Origin of the sequence: Nesterenkonia sandarakina (assembly GCF_003003175.1) — a bacterium.
GTDB lineage: Bacteria > Actinomycetota > Actinomycetes > Actinomycetales > Micrococcaceae > Nesterenkonia > Nesterenkonia sandarakina_A.
Map to the genome: position 1 here is coordinate 156674 of NZ_PVTY01000005.1, position 15889 is coordinate 172562.

The window sequence follows — 15889 nt, forward strand, 5'->3', positions numbered from 1 at the left end:
CACGAAGTGGGCGCGAGGGGTCTGCAATGGGGACAATGGAGGAGTGTGCGCCCTCGATCCAGCAGGCGAACACTGATCGCACCCACTAGGAGACCCATGCTCACCCTCAAGGATCTGCGCGGCAGCTCGATCGACGCCGCCTCCGTGCTTCCCCGCGCCTCCCAGGACATCTCGACCACCATCGAGACGGTGGCCCCGATCCTGGAGAACGTGCGGCTGCATGGTGTCTCCGCGCTGCTGGACTACTCCGAGAAGTTCGACGGCGTCCGCCCGCCTGCGCTGCGGGTCCCGGCGGAGAAGCTCCGCGAGGCGGCCGAGCAGCTCGAGCCCGAGGTCCGGGCGGCGCTGGAGGAGCTGATCCTGCGTGCCCGGCAGGTGCACAACGCCCAGCTGCCCGAGTCCTCCGAGGTCTCCCCCGGACCCGACGCCCGGGTGCTCAACCGCTGGGCACCGATCCGCCGAGTGGGCCTCTACGTGCCCGGCGGCCAGGCGGTCTACCCCTCCTCTGTGGTGATGAACGTGGTCCCCGCGCAGGTGGCAGGCGTCCGGTCGCTCGCAATCGCCTCCCCGCCCCAGGCTGACTTCGGCGGACTGCCGCACCCGACGATCCTCGGTGCCGCGCACCTGCTCGGGATCGAGGAGGTCTACGCCGTCGGCGGCGCGCAGGCGGTGGCGATGTTCGCCTACGGGGCCAAGGACGAGAGCGGCCAGCAGGTGTGCCCGCCGGTCTCGCTGATCACCGGTCCGGGGAACATCTTCGTGGCCACGGCCAAGCGCGCGGTCCAGGGGGTGGTGGGCATCGATTCCGAGGCCGGCCCCACCGAGATCATGGTGCTCGCCGATGAGACTGCTCCGGCGGAGCTGATCGCCGCGGATCTGATCTCCCAGGCGGAGCATGATGCGTTGGCCGCCGCGGTGCTGGTCACGCCGTCCATGTCACTGGCCGAGGCCGTGGGCACCCAGGTCGAGCTGCAGGCACGCAACACCCGGCATGCGGACCGGGTCAAGCAGGCGCTCAGCGGCACCCAGTCTGCGGTGCTCGTGGTCGACACCATGGAACAGGGCGTGGAGATCGCCAACGCCTACGGTGCGGAGCACCTCGAGGTGATGACCGGGGACGATGATGCGATCGTGGAGCAGATCCACAACGCCGGCGCGGTCTTCGTCGGCACCCACACCCCGGTGTCCCTGGGCGACTACTGCGCCGGATCCAACCACGTCCTGCCCACCGGAGGCGCCTCGGCGTATTCCTCCGGACTCAACGTCTCCAGCTTCCTGCGCTCCCAGCAGGTCATCCGCTACGGGCGTGAGGGGCTGCGCGCGGTGGCCGGCCACGTCTCAGCGCTGGCGCAGGCCGAGGGCCTGCCCGCTCACGGCGACGCCGTGCAGGCCCGGTTCCGCTGAGCTGATGCGGCGGGCCCGGGCAGCCCGCTGAGCTGCACGCGCAGGCCCTGCCGACGACGACGGCGGACGCGACTCTCCCGCGAATGAGAGAGTCGAGCCCGCCGTCGTCGTGCTGAAACTGCCGTGGTGGAGTGCCGTGGTGAGGCTGCCGTGCTGAGCAGCGCGCGCCTGGCAGTGTGTGCGCTCCCAGACGGGTGTTGGCGCCTGGCATGGCGGCGCAGGGAGCGGCACCGTGGGTGGCGCCGCTCCCTGAGTCGCCGTCTCTGAGCGGAACGCTCAGAGCTGAGTGCTCAGAGCTGAGTGCTCAGGCCTGCGAGATGTAGCTGGTGTTGACCCATCCGGTGTGGGTGTCCCCGCCGGCGGTGTACTGGACCTTCAGCCATGAGCCCTCACGCTGGAGCTGCTGGAGCTCCGCGCCGCGGGGGATCTGCACCAGCTTGTCGCTGGAGGTCGCGGCCTTCTCGCGCAGCGGCACGCTGTAGGTCGAGGTCCAGGTCCCTGCGGCGGAGGCCGATGATGCAGTCTTCGCGCTGGGGTGGACCTTGTAGTACTCGTCCCCGTAGCCGCCCGGGTCACCCTTCAGGCCCAGCTGGGAGGTGCAGTGTGGCCAGGCCTTCCAGCCCTGCTTCTTCCAGAGCATGTGGGCCCGCTTGATCTGCTCCGCCTTCGTGGCCTGGTGCGGGAAGCCGGAGCCACCCACCTCTTTCCAGGACTCTGGGCTGAACTGGATGCCGCCGTAGAAGCCGTTGCCGGTGTTGATCTTCCAGTTTCCACCGGATTCACACTGGGCCAGCTTGTCCCAGGCCGAGCTGTACGGTCCGTTGGCGCTCTTCTTGTGCATGGCCGAGGTCGACGGCGCCGTGGAGGAGCCGCTGCCGGAGGATCCGGTGTTCGAACCGGTGTTGTTGGAACCGGAGCCCGAGGTCGCCGGAGCTGAGGTGCTCAGGAACTGCGCAGACATCCAGCCGGTGGCGCCGTTGACCTTGATCTCCTGCCAGCCGTTCGACTTCTTCTCGAGCAGCTGGACCTTCGTCCCGGTCCGCACGGAGAACATGGGGCTGTTCTCGGTGCTCGGGCCCATGCGGACGTTCACCTGGGCCGTGGCGTAGGCGGTTCCGACAACCTTGCTCGTGCTGTTCGTCGAGTTGGCCAGCGTGGGAGTGGAGCTGCTGGAGCCTGTGTTGCTCGAGCTGCTCGCCGGACCGGAGTTGATGTAGGTGGAGTCGACCCAGACGGTCTTGCCGCTATAGACGAAGCTGACCCAGCTGCCGTTGCGCCCGGTGATCTCGAACTGGCGCAGCGGGTTAAGGTTCAGCACGATCGGGTGTGACGTGCCTGGTCCTCCGCGAGCATTCAGGTAGATGCCGGGCTTGACGTGATGCGTCCCGGTGGCAGGCTTAGTCGAGCTCGACGTCGACCCGGTGTTCGCGGAGGAACCCGTGCTGGAACCGGTAGAGGGGGTCGAGCCCGAGGAGCCGGCCGTCACCAGATTCACGTAGTTGGCATGCACCCAGAGGGTGCGGGAGCCGTCGACGAACCGGAGCCAGGAACCCTGCCGGCCGTTGACCGTGACCGTGGTGCCAGGCGCCAGGGTCTTCGCGATCGAACTGGTGCTGCTGGGACCGGTGCGCACATTCAGCGGACCGCCGGGCTGGACCCGGTAGGTGCCGCTTGCTGCGGTGACTCCGGTGTTCGAGGCCGGCGCCGGAGCAGAGGTGGTCGCCTTCGTCAGGTAGCCCGAGTGGACCCACAGTGTGCGGGAGCCGTCCTGGAAACTGACCCAGTCACCCCTCTTTCCGGTGATCGAGATCCTGGTTCCCGCCGGAAGCATCTTCGCACTGGAGCTCGTCGCCGAGGCGCCGGTCCGAGCGTGGAGGCTCACGCCGCTCTGGACCTGGAAGGTCCCGCTGGCCGCGATGGTCGTGGGGGTGTTCGACGTCGAGGACTCTGGTCCACCGGGGATGGTCTCGGAGCCGGAGCCGGACCCCGTGCTGACATTCACCCTGTTGACGTAGTTTGCGTGCACCCAGAGGTTCCGTGAGCCGTCCACGAAACGGAGCCAGGAGCCCTGCCGCCCGTTGACCGTGACCGTGGTCCCGGCCGCAAGGGTCTTGGCGACCGCGCTGGTGCTGCTGGGACCGGTGCGCACGTTCAGTCGCCCGCCCGGCTGCACCTGATAGGTGCCGCTGGCCGCGGTGACCCCGGCGTTCGATGCCGGAGACGGTGCCGGAGTGGTGACCTGGGTGACGTAGTTCGCATGCACCCAGAGCGTGCGGGAGCCGTCGACGAACCGGAGCCAGGAGCCCTGCCGGCCGTTGACCGTGACCGTGGTCCCGGGAGCAAGGGTCTTCGCGATCGAGCTGGTGCTGCTGGGACCGGTGCGGGCGTTCAGGTTCACGCCGGGCTGGACCCGGTAGCTGCCGCTGGCCGCAGTGACCCCGGAGCCCGTCGAGGGAGCCGGCGTGGTGACCAGGTTGACGTAGTTCGCATGCACCCAGAGCGTGCTGGATCCATCCCCGAACCGCAGCCAGGAGCCCTGGCGCCCGTTGACCGTGACCGTGGTCCCGGCCGCAAGGGTCTTGGCGACCGCGCTGGTGCTGCTGGGACCGGTGCGCACATTCAGTCGCCCACCCGGCTGCACCTGATAGGTGCCGCTGGCCGCGGTGACCCCGGAGCCCGCCGAGGGAGCCGGCGTGGTGACCAGGTTGACGTAGTTCGCATGCACCCAGAGCGTGCCGGATCCATCCACGAACCGCAGCCATGAGCCCTGGCGCCCGTTGACCGTGACCGTGGTCCCGGCCGCCAGAGTCTTGGCGACCGAGCTGGTGCTGCTGGGACCGGTGCGCACATTCAGTCGCCCGCCCGGCTGGACCTGATACGTGCCGCTGGCCGCAGTGACCCCGGAGCCCGCCGAGGGGGCTGGCGTGGTGACCTGGTTGACGTAGTTCGCATGAACCCAGAGCGTGCCGGATCCATCCACGAAACGCAGCCAGGAGCCCTGCCTGCCGTTGACCGTGACCGTGGTCCCGGCCGCCAGAGTCTTGGCGACCGAGCTGGTGCTGCTGGGACCGGTGCGCACGTTCAGTCGCCCGCCCGGCTGCACCTGATAGGTGCCGCTGGCCGCAGTGACCCCGGAACCCGTCGAAGGCGTCGGCGTGGTGACGAGGTTGACGTAGTTCGCATGCACCCAAAGGGTGGCTGAACCATCCACGAACCGCAGCCAGGAGCCCTGCCGGCCGTTGACCGTGACCGTGGTCCCGGCCGCCAAGGTCTTCGCGATCGCACTGGTGCTGCTGGGACCGGTGCGCACGTTCAGCCGCCCGCCCGGCTGCACCTGATAGGTGCCGCTGGCCGCGGTGACCCCGGTGTCCGGTGCAGGCTCGGGTGTGGTGACCCGGTTGACGTAGTTGGCGTGCACCCAGAGCGTGCGGGAGCCGTCGACGAACCGGAGCCAGGAGCCCTGGCGCCCGTTGACCGTGACCGTGGTCCCGGGAGCAAGGGTCTTCGCGATCGCACTGGTGCTGCTGGGACCGGTGCGCACGTTCAGCCGCCCGCCCGGCTGCACCTGATAGCTGCCGCTGGCGGCAGAGATGGTCTCGGATCCCGACCCCGAGCCGGTGCTGATGTCGACCTTGTTGACGTAGTTCGCATGCACCCAGAGGTTCCGTGAGCCGTCGACGAACCGGAGCCAGGAGCCCTGCCGGCCGTTGACCGTGACCGTGGTCCCGGGGGCAAGGGTCTTCGCGATCGCACTGGTGCTGCTGGGACCGGTGCGCACGTTCAGCCGCCCGCCGGGCTGGACCTGATAGGTCCCGCTGGCGGCGGTCACGCCGGTGCTCGGTGTAGGAGCCGGCGCCGGAGTGGTGACCCGGTTGACGTAGTTCGCATGCACCCAGAGCGTGCGGGAGCCGTCGACGAACCGGAGCCAGGAACCCTGCCGGCCGTTGACCGTGACCGTGGTCCCGGGGGCAAGGGTCTTCGCGATCGCACTGGTGCTGCTGGGACCGGTGCGCACATTCAGCGGACCACCCGGCTGGACCGTGTAGCTGCCGCTGGCCGGGGTCACATTGGTCGGTGCAGGCGCAGGCGCGGCGACCTCAGACATGAAGTCGCTGTGGGACCAGACTGTCTGGCCGTTTCGGCTGAACTTCAACCAGCTGCCGTGCGTGGCGGTGACGGTGACCTCGGTGCCCGACGCCAGTCCCTGGAGGACCGCATAGTTCGTGCCAGGTCCGCTGCGGGCGTTGAGCGACGTGGTGGTGCGGTACTGGGTCGGCGTGATCGAAGTGCCCTCAGGCACCGAGGCCGCGGGCACGGTGGTGCCGCCTCCGGCGGGGCGAGAGGGGGTGAGCGAAGAGTGTGCCACCCAGCCGGTCCGGCCGTTGGCGTTAACTCGCATCATGGAGTTGCTCATGTCACCGGGAGATGCCGTCAGCGTGGCACCCGCGCCGAGCTGCATGATGACGGCGCCTGCGCTGCTCGCAGTGGCGCGCAGCGGGGTGGAGTTCAGGGTCCAGTAGTTGCAGGAGGACGGGGTGGTGATGTTGAGCACCGTCGTGGCACCCGAGCGCAGGTTGACCCCGCGCTGGGAGAGCCAGGTGGTCGGATTGTGAGAGGTGCCGTTGATCCACGCGCCCTCCCAGATCTCCAGGTGCAGGTGCGGGCCGGTGGAGGGTCCCGAGCTGCCGACCAGGCCGATGGTCTGGCCGGCCTTCACGTTCTGGCCGATCCGGACGTGGGTATTCGCATTCCACATGTGGTAGTACGCGCTGTGGAAGGTCTTGCCGCCAACCCGGTGCTGCACGACGACGTAGCTGGCGTTGTACCGGTTGCCGGTGAAGGTGCGCACCACGGTGCCATCGGCCACCGAGGCGATCGGAGTGCCGTCGGCGGCTCCGAGGTCCTGGCCCAGGTGCCAGGTCGAGGCACCGACGGCCGGCATGCAGCGTGGGCCATAGGGGGAGGTGTAGCTGTAGGCGCGCTGGGCAATGGGGGATCTGAACTGCGTGGCGTTCTGAGCTGCGGAGATGTCCACGGCGCCCAGCCCGGCGAGGCTCGTCGCTGGGGCATCCACCCCCACCACGGGCAGCGGCGCCACGTTCATCGGTGCGGTGTCCGCAGCAGCGGCATTCGCAGTCATCGGCAAAGTCAGACCTACGGCGAGACCGCCGACGACGGCAGACGAGAGTTTTTTCGGCACGGGTGCTTCCTCACTAGTCGTTCACATCAGAACGGCTCCGTGAATACACCGGACAACACCCGCGGCAGGCGACTGGGAGCCTCGCACTCAGCGGCTGGGAGACCGGAGAGCCCCCTACGGGTACGTGAGGACCAGCACGCAATGGCGCGTGCATACGGGGTATTCATAAGCAGATATGGCGACTGGGGAAGCAGCGAACCGTACTAGGAGATGGGAAACCTGCGCGTACAGCAAGCCGAGTCGTGACTACTGTAACCCATGATTTGTTCTCCGCGACAAGAGTTTTTAGGAAAGCTTCCAGTTCGACTTTAACCAGCTCGTAATCGTGGAAACGAACAGAACACGGCCGGTTGATGAACCTGGCGGATGAGACGAGGCGGGCGGATGCGTTCACGCCGAAGAGTTCCCCGGATCGAGGCTATGACTGGAGGGCAGCGCAACTGGCGAACATCACTACCGCAGGACATCCGCGTGGCGCTGCACTGCCCTCGCTCGAAAAGTATCCCATTTCCCAGGTCAAGGAACGGCCGGCTGCCCCAAGGCTGAGACCATTGTGATGAGAACGTGACCCACTGCGCTGGGCACGTGCCACACTGGACGCATGACACCGAACTTCTCTCCGACGCGCCCGCAGTCTCTGGGCTTCGGCACCACCGGGGCGCGCCTCAGAAGCACGCTCGCCCTCGTCGCGATCGCCCCCCTGGTCCTCCTGGGATGCGCGGCCGAGGAGGAGTCCGGCGAGAGCCCTGAGACCACCGCATCAGAGGCGCCCGCATCTGCAGAGCCCAGCGCCTCGCCGGAGCCCAGTGCCTCGCCGGAGCCCACCGAGGAAGACGTCGAGAGCGAGGGGGAAGCCGGCGACGACGCCGGGGAGATCCCCTCCGGCGAGGGCCGGGGTGGCGAGCTTCCCGATCCCGACGAGCTCGACCTCGAAAGGACCGAGGAGCTGGGTGCTTATTTCTCTGAAGCAGAAGCTTGCATGTCTGTCGGATCAATGATCGATGGCTTGCAGACGGATATGAATTCTGGGGTGGAAGAACAAGGCGTCGTGGACGAGATCTATCTCGCCGTCGAACAGAACTACATTCTGGCCCCTGATGAACTTCGTGAACCTCTGGAAAACATTCTTTCCCTGCTCGACACCGAAGTGGACTCCCTTGACGAGGAAGCAGTCCTGGTGGCCGCGGAGCCGGTGGCCGGATGGCTGACCGTGGGATTCTGCGACGGCGAATACCACAACCAGGTCTTCGGAGACGACGCGTAGGCACTGTGGGTCCCAGGCAGTTCACAGCCCTTGACCACCGTGCACCCAAGAAGCGCTCCTAGTGTGGGAAGTGCCTCTTGAAGGTGCGAGTGATTCAGCAGACCCCGCGTCTCGGAACAGTGTCCCCTCACACTCCGGGCGCGGGGTCTGCGCATTCACCGGTCATTCCGGGCACGTCGACCGCCCGGATTCCCTAGACTGAGCCCATGACAGAGATCGCCCCCTCGGGGCCGACCGGACCGGTCCGCATCGACGCGTGGCTCTGGTCAGTCCGTCTCTTCAAGACCCGCTCCGCAGCCACGACCGCCTGCCGGGCCGGGCACATCACCATCGACGGCAATCCTGCCAAGGCCTCCCTGCGGATCACTCCTGGAACTCGGATCCACGTCCGCCGCCCGGGACACGAGCTAATCCTCGACGTCGTCCACACCTTGTCAAAGCGAGTAGGGCCACCCGTTGCACAGAAGGCCTATCGGGACCACTCCCCCGAAAGGATCAGGCCCCGCGACGTCGGACTGCCGGTGCGGGAACGGGGATCGGGTCGACCGACCAAACGTGAACGCCGGAAGCTCGAAGAGCTCCGTGGCCAGCTGCCCGGATGAGCGGTTCTGGAAGACTGCAGCTCACACCTATCCACCACCAGAGAGGCACTACAGATGTCCACCAGCGATGCACTCCCTCCGATCGACCTCGGCCCCGCGGCCCAGTATCCGGAAGGGGAGGTCTTCCGAGTCTCAGCAGATGACTCTGGCTGGAACGACGACATCGCGGTGGTCCACGCCGAGGACGGCGGATTCTATGCGCTGGACGACACCTGCTCCCATGAGGCGGTGTCCCTCTCCGACGGCTACGTCGAGGAGGACACCCTGGAGTGCCCGATGCACGCCTCGGCCTTCTGCCTGCGCACCGGGGTCCCGGAGACCCTGCCGGCGCTGCGCCCCGTGAAGACGCACCGGGTCACGATGGACGGAGACCGACTGGTTCTCCATCCCGGAACGCCCCGCCCGGACGGAGACTCAGCCCCTTAGCCTCGACCGCCAAGATGCCCGACGCACAAAGACTCAGGAAGCTCCCAGGAACTGCACGGGAAAACGTCAAGAATGGCACCTAGAGTCTTTATTACCTCATCAAGGTGCGAGTGATTCAGAGCCCCGAGTCAGCCATTTAAAGCGTCCCCTCACGCTGGCCGACTCGGGGCTCTTCTCATGCCCGAGACGCCGACCCGGATTCACAGTGACTTACCAGCCAACAACAAGTGCCCGTCCAAGGAGCCGTCCTAGAGTAGGGACTACCTCATCAAGGTGCGAGTGATTCGGGAGCCCCGGATCGGCCGATACAGCGTCCCCCTCACGCTGGCCGATCTGGGGCTCCCTCCTTCTGTGACTCAGATGTTCGACGCTCAGGCCGTCGGCACAGCTCGCCGGATCACGAGGTAGTTCAACGCCGTCAGGGCCAGCGTGAGCAGCAGCACCCACCCGGCGAAGGAGTACGAGCTCTGCACCGCCAGCCAGTCCCAGACGTGGGGCCACCAGTCGTTCTGCGTGAGAACCATGACGGTCACCGCCATCAGCGCCACCAGCGCCAGTACGATGACCCACAGGACGACCAGGCTGACCCGGCGGTAGAGGATCGACCAGAAGAAGCCGAACATCATCGCTGCGAGGCACACGGCCCCGGCCAGGATCCCCGCGCCGAGAACGCCCGCATTCTGCGTCACGAAGGGAAGGTCGAAGGCGTAGCTCTCGGCCCAGAACCCGTCGGTGGCACGTTCGACGAGGATGGCGATGGAGAACAGCGCGCCGAATCCCGCCGAGACGGTGGCAAAGGCGAGGAACGCTCCGAGCACGAAGACCCTCCTGCTGTAGCTCAGCGCCATGGAGAAGGGGAAGGTGTGGGAGGCCGAGTAGGCCGCGATGAACGCCAGACACCAGATCGTGGCCTGCGAGGCACCCGTGTTGATGATGTCCCCGTCGCCGGCGACGTGCCGGATCCACGCTCCGATACCGATGGCTATGCCCCAGGCCCCGAAGAACACCACCAGCGGCACCCAGATCATCTGTGAAGGAACCGTGAACTGCAGCTTGAAGGCCGCCGGGATACGGGACAGGCTCGAACGTGTGGCGGCCTGTTCCTGTGCTGCCGGAGCCGCCATGGATTCAACTGCGACGTTGCTCATCGGGCCACCTCCTGAGATGGGTTCAGCGTGGTCTGGTTGGATGCGTCTTCACGTGCAGTGAGCCGCACGATGAGCTGCTGGAGCGAGACCGGGACGATCTCCACGTCTCGCTCGATGAGTGCCTGGCGTTCCGAGTCATCCAGTGCGCCCAGCATCGTGGTCCGTACGATCCGCCCCATCGCCTCGTGGTGGAGGACTTCGCGGGTGCCCGCAATCTCAGCCACGGCATCTGCGCGTCCGACCAGCGTCACTGCGCGATCGCGGAGCTGCTCCACCGGCTCCTGGAGCAGGATCTGGCCCTGGTCGATGACCACCACGTTCTCGATCAGGTGCGCGATCTCGTCGATCAGGTGGGAGGAGATGACCACGGTGCGCGGATGAGAAGCGTAGTCCTCCAGCAACCGGTCGTAGAAGAGCTGGCGAGCCACGGCGTCGAGGCCCATATAGGGCTCGTCGAAGAACGTCACCTCAGCCCGAGAGGCGATCCCGATGATGACTCCGACGGCGGAGCGCTGACCCCGGGACATCTTCTTGATCCGGGTCTTCTCCGGGACCCGGAACTCACGGGCGAGCTGGGCTGCGAGCTCGGCGTCCCAGCGCGGGAACGCCTGGGCCGCCGCGCTGAACGCGTGCTTGGCGAGCGCGTCGTCGACATAGCGCTGCTCTTCGCGGACGAAGCAGATCTTCGGGAGCACCTGTTCGTTCTCGTGCGGACGCTGGCCGAGGATCCTCACCTCGCCGGAGGAGGGCCAGTCCTGTGCTGTGGCGATGGACATCAGCGTGGTCTTGCCGGCGCCGTTGCGTCCCAGCAGCCCATGGATGGCGTCCTTCTCCAGCCTCAGCGAGACATCCTGCAGCGCGGTGGCGCTGCGGTACCTGCGCGAGACCCTTTTCAGTTCAATGGCGGTGCTCATGACCGCCTCCTTCCTTCAGCGCTTGGGCGCGCCGTTCACGCCCTGGAGCGGAGCATCTCGATGATGGTGTCCACCGAGAGCCCGACCGCTCGGGCCTCGATGATGATCGGATCGAGGTAGTGCGTGGCGAACTGCTGCCTGCGCTGAGCGGTGAGGATCTCCCGGGCGCCGGGCGCCACGAACATGCCCAGACCCCGGCGCTTGAGAAGGATCCCCCGGTCCACCAACAGGTTGAGACCCTTGGCGGCCGTGGCGGGATTGATCCGATGGAAGGTGGCGAGCTCATTGGTCGATGGGGCACGCTCACCTTCAGCCAGGGAGCCGTCCAGGACGGAGGCCTCCAGCTGTTCGGCGATCTGCACAAAGAGTGCACGGCCCTCTTCCACGAACCAGCCACCTTTCTTCGGAGACTCATCAGCATACCGAGTCCACTACCTCTATGGTTAATTACTCTACTAATGAACCATAGAGGTTTGGTTGCGTCAAGGGCCGATGATCAGGGGCCTGTCGGGCCGGGGCGTCTGGCCTGTCGGGCTGGGGCGTCTGGTCTGTGGTCTGTGATCCAGAGGTGGATGCATCGCCCTGTGCGCGATGTCCCAGAGCCGAGTTCTGGTAGGGCCGCAGCCGAAGGACATAGGATCAGGTCATGAACGGTGAGAACATCGAATGCTGGCTGACCGATATGGACGGCGTGCTCGTCCGTGAGCAGGAGGCGCTTCCCGGCGCCGCGGAGCTGCTGGAGCAGTGGCGGCGCAAGGACCTCCCCTATCTGGTTCTGACGAACAACTCGATCTTCACCGCCCGCGATCTCAGCGCCCGGCTGCGCAACTCCGGGCTGGTCGTGCCCGAGGAGCGGATCTGGACCTCGGCCCTTGCCACCGCGACCTTCCTGGCGAACCAGGTCGATCCGGAGTCCAACGCGCAGGGCAGCTGCTACGTCATCGGTGAAGCAGGCCTCACCACCGCGATCCACGCCGCGGGCTTCATCATGACGGAGACCAACCCGGACTACGTGGTCGTCGGCGAGACGCGGAACTACAGCTTCGAGGCGATCACCAAGGCGCTTCGGCTGATCAACAACGGTGCACGCTTCATCCTCACCAACCCCGACGCGACCGGCCCGAGTCCCGAGGGTGTGCTCCCCGCCACCGGCGCGATCGCCTCCCTGATCACCAAGGCCACCGGCCGGGTGCCCTATGTGGTCGGCAAGCCCAACCCGATGATGTTCCGCTCTGCCCTGAACCATCTCGGCGCCCACTCCATGGAGACCGCGATGATCGGTGACCGGATGGACACCGACATCGTGGCCGGCATGGAGGCCGGGATGCACACCATCCTGGTGATGACCGGACTCTCCAGCCGTGCCAGCATCGCGGACTTCCCATTCCGTCCCAACCAGATCATCGACGGCGTCTACGAGCTGCTCGACGACCCGGTCGACCAGGACGACGACACCCAGTAGGACCAGCGTCAAGCCGCGCGACCGGCACGCAGCAGGATCACCACGCACGATGACCACACGAGAACGCCCGGCACCTGCAGGCAGGTGCCGGGCGTTCTCGTGTGTGCGGGTCGATCAGCGCGTGTGCACCGGCTCCGACCGGGGAGCCAGCGGCTCGATCCCGTCTGAGGAGCTCGGCGAGTCGCTGACGACCTCGCGCTCCAGCTGAGAACCCTCGACGTCGACGTCCGGGATGAGGCGATCCATCCATTTCGGCAGCCACCAGGCGGCCGGGCCGGCGAGGTGCAGCAGCGCGGGGACCAGCATCAGCCGGACCACGAAGGCGTCCAGCAGCACGCCCACGGAGAGACCCAGCCCGATGGACGCGATCATCGGGTCGTCGGTGAAGACGAAGCCGGCGAAGACCGAGGCCATGATCAGCGCCGCGGCGGTGACCACTGAGCGCCCGGCGTGGAGACCCTGGCGCACGGCGAGCCGTGGCGCGGAGCCGTGCGCGTAGGCCTCCCGCATCCCGGAGGCGGTGAAGAGCTGATAGTCCATGGCCAGCCCGAAGAGGATGCCGACCATCAGCACCGGAAGGAAGGTCAAGACCGGGCCAGGTGTCGTGACACCGAAGATGTCGGAGAACCAGCCCCACTGGAACACCGCGACGACGATGCCCACGGCGGCTGCGAAGGACCCGACGAAGCCGAGGGTCGCGATCACCGGGAGCAGGATCGAGCGGAACACCATGATCATCAGCAGCAGCGAGAGCCCGATGACCAGCGCCAGGTATAGCGGCAGCGCATCCGAGATCACATCCGACATGTCGATCTGCGCCGCCGTCATGCCCGCCACGGAGAGCTCGACGTCGGCCGCGTCGGTGCCGGAGAGCGGGTTGCCCTGGCGGAACTCGTGCACCAGGTTCTCGGTGGACTCAGCTGCGGGCCCCTCCTCGGGAATGACCTGGAAGACTCCGAGCGTGTTGTCGTCGTTGAGCGCGGCGGGCACTGCTGCGGCGATGTTCTCGTTCTCCAGAAGCGCGGTGCCGATCTCGATCTGGTAGTCCTGCGCCTGGGTGTCGTCCAGCCCGGAGGGCAGGTCGGCGAGGACCAGGAGCGGTCCGTTGACGCCCTGGCCGAAGGCGTCCTCGGTGGCTGCATAGGCCTGGTAGGACGCGGAGTCCTCGGCGTTGGAGCTCGCGTCGGGCAGTCCGAGGCGCAGGTCGAAGGTCGGAATGGAGAGCACCCCAAGTCCGATCAGCGCGACCGCGGCGATGCCGATCGCCTTGCCGTGACCCATCGGGGTGGTGATCTCCTTGGTGCGCCGCTCGCCGATGTGGCGACGTTCCTCGCGGGCAAGGATCCTGCGGTCCACGAGGGAGAGCATCGCCGGGGTCATGGTGACCGCTATGAGCACCGAGATGGCCACGCAGGCTGCGGCGACGGTTCCCATCAGCGCAAGGAACGGCAGACCGGTGACGTTGAGCGCCAGCAGCGCGATCACCACGGTGGCACCGGCGAAGACCACGGCGTTGCCCGCTGTGCCTGTGGCCAGGGCGATCGATTTGTGGACCGCCATGCCGTCCTTGAGCTGTCGGCGGTGCCGGTGGATGATGAACAGCGAGTAGTCGATGCCGACTGCGAGTCCCAGCATGAGACCCAGGATCGGGGTCATGGACATCATCTCGACGACGCCGGAGAATGCCATCGCACCGGCGACGCCGACTCCGACGCCGATCAGGGCGTTGAGCAGCGGCAGTCCTGCGCCGATGAGCGTGCCGAGCATGATCAGCAGCACGGCGGCGGCGATCATCAGACCGATCAGCTCGGCCACGGAGAAGAGGTGCGGAAGCTCGAAGTCGAGGTCGCCGCCGGGAAGGGCCTCGACCCCGTCGATCTCTGCGTCGGTGATGGCCGCCGAGACCGTGGCCAGGTCCTCCGTGCCGATGCTCTCCATCGGGTCGGTGAAGTTGATCATCAGCACAGCGACGTCGCCGTCGTCGGAGACGACCTGAGCGCCGGATGAGAGCTCCAGGAGAGCCTCACCGCGCTCCAGCTCCTCAGCAGCCTCGGTGAGCTCGTCCTCGCCGGAGTTCAGCTCCTCCTCGCCTGCCTCGAGCTCCTGCTGCGCGGCCTCGAGCTCGGCGCGGCCGGCGTCGAGCTCGGCCTGCTGGGCCTCGAACTGGGGCAGAGCGGCATCATAGATGCCCTGCTCCTGAGCGTCGGCGATGGCGGCATCGAGCTGCTCCTGGCCTTCGTCGACCTGTTCGAATCCTTCCTCGATGTCCTCGCGGCCGGACTCCAGCTCCTCGCGGTTGGTGTCGATCTCCTCGCGGCCGGACTCCAGCTCCTCCTCGCCGGTGGAGATGTCGCTGCGCGCGTCAGCGATCTGGTCCTCGGTGGCGAAGGGATCGGTGACGCTGCTGACGATGTCATCGGCCTCGAGCTCTTCGATGAACTCGGCGACCTGGTCCTCCTGCTCCTGGGTGAACGGCTCGCCGTCGTCGGTGCGGATGATCGCCGAGGCGTTGCCGCCGCCGGAGTCCGGCATCTCTTCGGCCAGACGATCGGCGACCGCGGTGGTCTCCAGGTCAGGCAGGGTGATCTGATCCGTCAGCTGTCCGCCGAAGGCGAGGAAGGAGCTGACGGCGAGGGCGAGCATGGCGAACCAGGCTGCGACGACGGTCTTGGCTCGGCGCGCGGAGAGGAGGCCGAGGCGATAAAGGAGCTTTGCCATGACACGATCATAAACGGAACGCCGCGTCTCGAAATTCACCGATGACTCTATGACGCCTCGATGTGACCAAGGTCATGGCTCTCAGTTGCGGAACGCGCCGATCTCCGGGCGCACGAGTCCGGTGACGACGACGTCGACCAGGCTCTCCGACCAGCTCAGGCTCGGCGCGGATCCGATGAGCATGCGGAAGATCAACGGATCCCCGATCGCGGAGGCGGCGGCGGCGATGTCGACTCCGTCGCGGAGCTCACCGGCCCGCTCGGCCTCGCGAAGCCGCTCGGCCAGCAGGCCGTGATCCCACATGCTCGCCTGCTGCAGCAGCCGCTCGGTCCCGGGGTCACCCTGGAGTCCCGCCACCACGAGGCTGCGCGCCATCCCGACGTGGGTGTCGCGGAAGGCCTCGACGAGCATGCCGCGGATCCAGGTCAGGCAGTCTGCGCGCAGGTCACCGGTGGACGGCATGGGCACCAGCTCGATCTCGGCGTCGCCGGTGAGCATCACCTCCAGCACCACGGCGGCCTTGGACCTCCACCAGCGATAGATGGTCTGCTTGCTCACACCCGCCTCGGAGGCGATGGCCTCCACCGTGAGCTCCTCATAGGAGCTCACCCGTAGCAGCCGGGTCGTGGCATCCAGGACCGCCTGGTGGGAGACTTCGCTGCGCGGACGCCCCCGTCGCGGTTCTGCGGTGTCGGACCGCCGTGCCTCAGATGCCATGGGCGATATCGTAGCGCGCCGAGACGATCCCCGG

Annotated in this window: 11 protein-coding genes; 5 read left to right on the plus strand and 6 right to left on the minus strand. The window is 67.0% G+C overall.

Annotation, left to right across the window (positions count from 1 at the left end; all coding sequences use genetic code 11):
* The first annotated feature begins 96 nt into the window (after positions 1 to 96).
* Complete coding sequence (hisD, locus tag BCL67_RS05705) at positions 97 to 1404, plus strand: histidinol dehydrogenase (RefSeq protein ID WP_106122485.1); 1308 nt, start codon at positions 97 to 99, stop codon at positions 1402 to 1404.
* Between the two features lie 304 nt (positions 1405 to 1708).
* On the opposite strand, the gene BCL67_RS15755 is transcribed toward hisD, so the two are convergent.
* The gene (locus BCL67_RS15755) at positions 1709 to 6544 is read right to left on the minus strand and encodes an SH3 domain-containing protein (protein ID WP_106122486.1); all 4836 of its coding nucleotides are present in this window, start codon (positions 6542 to 6544) and stop codon (positions 1709 to 1711) included.
* 661 nt (positions 6545 to 7205) lie between these two features.
* On the opposite strand from BCL67_RS15755, the gene BCL67_RS05715 reads away from it, so the two are divergent.
* The 3 genes from BCL67_RS05715 (at position 7206) to BCL67_RS05725 (ending at position 8896) form a co-directional block, all read left to right on the plus strand.
* A complete protein-coding gene (locus BCL67_RS05715) occupies positions 7206 to 7868 on the plus strand; it encodes a hypothetical protein (protein ID WP_106122487.1) in 663 nt (220 codons plus the stop codon).
* A gap of 206 nt (positions 7869 to 8074) precedes the next feature.
* A complete protein-coding gene (locus tag BCL67_RS05720) occupies positions 8075 to 8470 on the plus strand; it encodes an RNA-binding S4 domain-containing protein (protein WP_106122488.1) in 396 nt (131 codons plus the stop codon).
* A gap of 54 nt (positions 8471 to 8524) precedes the next feature.
* Positions 8525 to 8896 (plus strand): non-heme iron oxygenase ferredoxin subunit, encoded by a 372-nt coding sequence (locus BCL67_RS05725; protein ID WP_106122489.1) that lies wholly within the window; start codon positions 8525 to 8527, stop codon positions 8894 to 8896.
* Positions 8897 to 9267: 371 nt separating this feature from the next.
* Here BCL67_RS05725 and BCL67_RS05730 read toward each other — a convergent pair whose 3' ends face one another.
* Genes BCL67_RS05730 through BCL67_RS05740 form a run of 3 tightly spaced genes read right to left on the minus strand, consistent with a single transcriptional unit; the run spans position 9268 to position 11344 of the window.
* Complete coding sequence (locus BCL67_RS05730) at positions 9268 to 10044, minus strand: hypothetical protein (RefSeq protein ID WP_106122490.1); 777 nt, start codon at positions 10042 to 10044, stop codon at positions 9268 to 9270.
* Positions 10041 to 10958: an ATP-binding cassette domain-containing protein gene (locus BCL67_RS05735; RefSeq protein ID WP_106122491.1), complete on the minus strand. Its 918-nt coding sequence runs from the start codon at positions 10956 to 10958 to the stop codon at positions 10041 to 10043. The genes BCL67_RS05730 and BCL67_RS05735 overlap by 4 nt, the downstream gene beginning before the upstream one ends.
* 35 nt (positions 10959 to 10993) lie before the next feature.
* A complete protein-coding gene (locus BCL67_RS05740; protein ID WP_106122492.1) occupies positions 10994 to 11344 on the minus strand; it encodes a GntR family transcriptional regulator in 351 nt (116 codons plus the stop codon).
* A gap of 260 nt (positions 11345 to 11604) precedes the next feature.
* Between BCL67_RS05740 and BCL67_RS05745 the strand changes: the two genes are divergently transcribed.
* Positions 11605 to 12420 (plus strand): HAD-IIA family hydrolase, encoded by an 816-nt coding sequence (locus BCL67_RS05745; protein WP_106122493.1) that lies wholly within the window; start codon positions 11605 to 11607, stop codon positions 12418 to 12420.
* 114 nt (positions 12421 to 12534) lie between these two features.
* Here the strand turns inward: BCL67_RS05745 and BCL67_RS05750 are convergent, their stop codons facing one another.
* Both BCL67_RS05750 and BCL67_RS05755 read right to left on the minus strand, forming a co-directional pair.
* Positions 12535 to 15138, minus strand: a complete 2604-nt coding sequence (locus tag BCL67_RS05750) for an MMPL family transporter (RefSeq protein WP_106122494.1) — start codon at positions 15136 to 15138, stop codon at positions 12535 to 12537.
* Between the two features lie 81 nt (positions 15139 to 15219).
* Positions 15220 to 15855 (minus strand): TetR/AcrR family transcriptional regulator, encoded by a 636-nt coding sequence (locus tag BCL67_RS05755; protein ID WP_181255900.1) that lies wholly within the window; start codon positions 15853 to 15855, stop codon positions 15220 to 15222.
* Between the last annotated feature and the right edge of the window lie 34 nt (positions 15856 to 15889).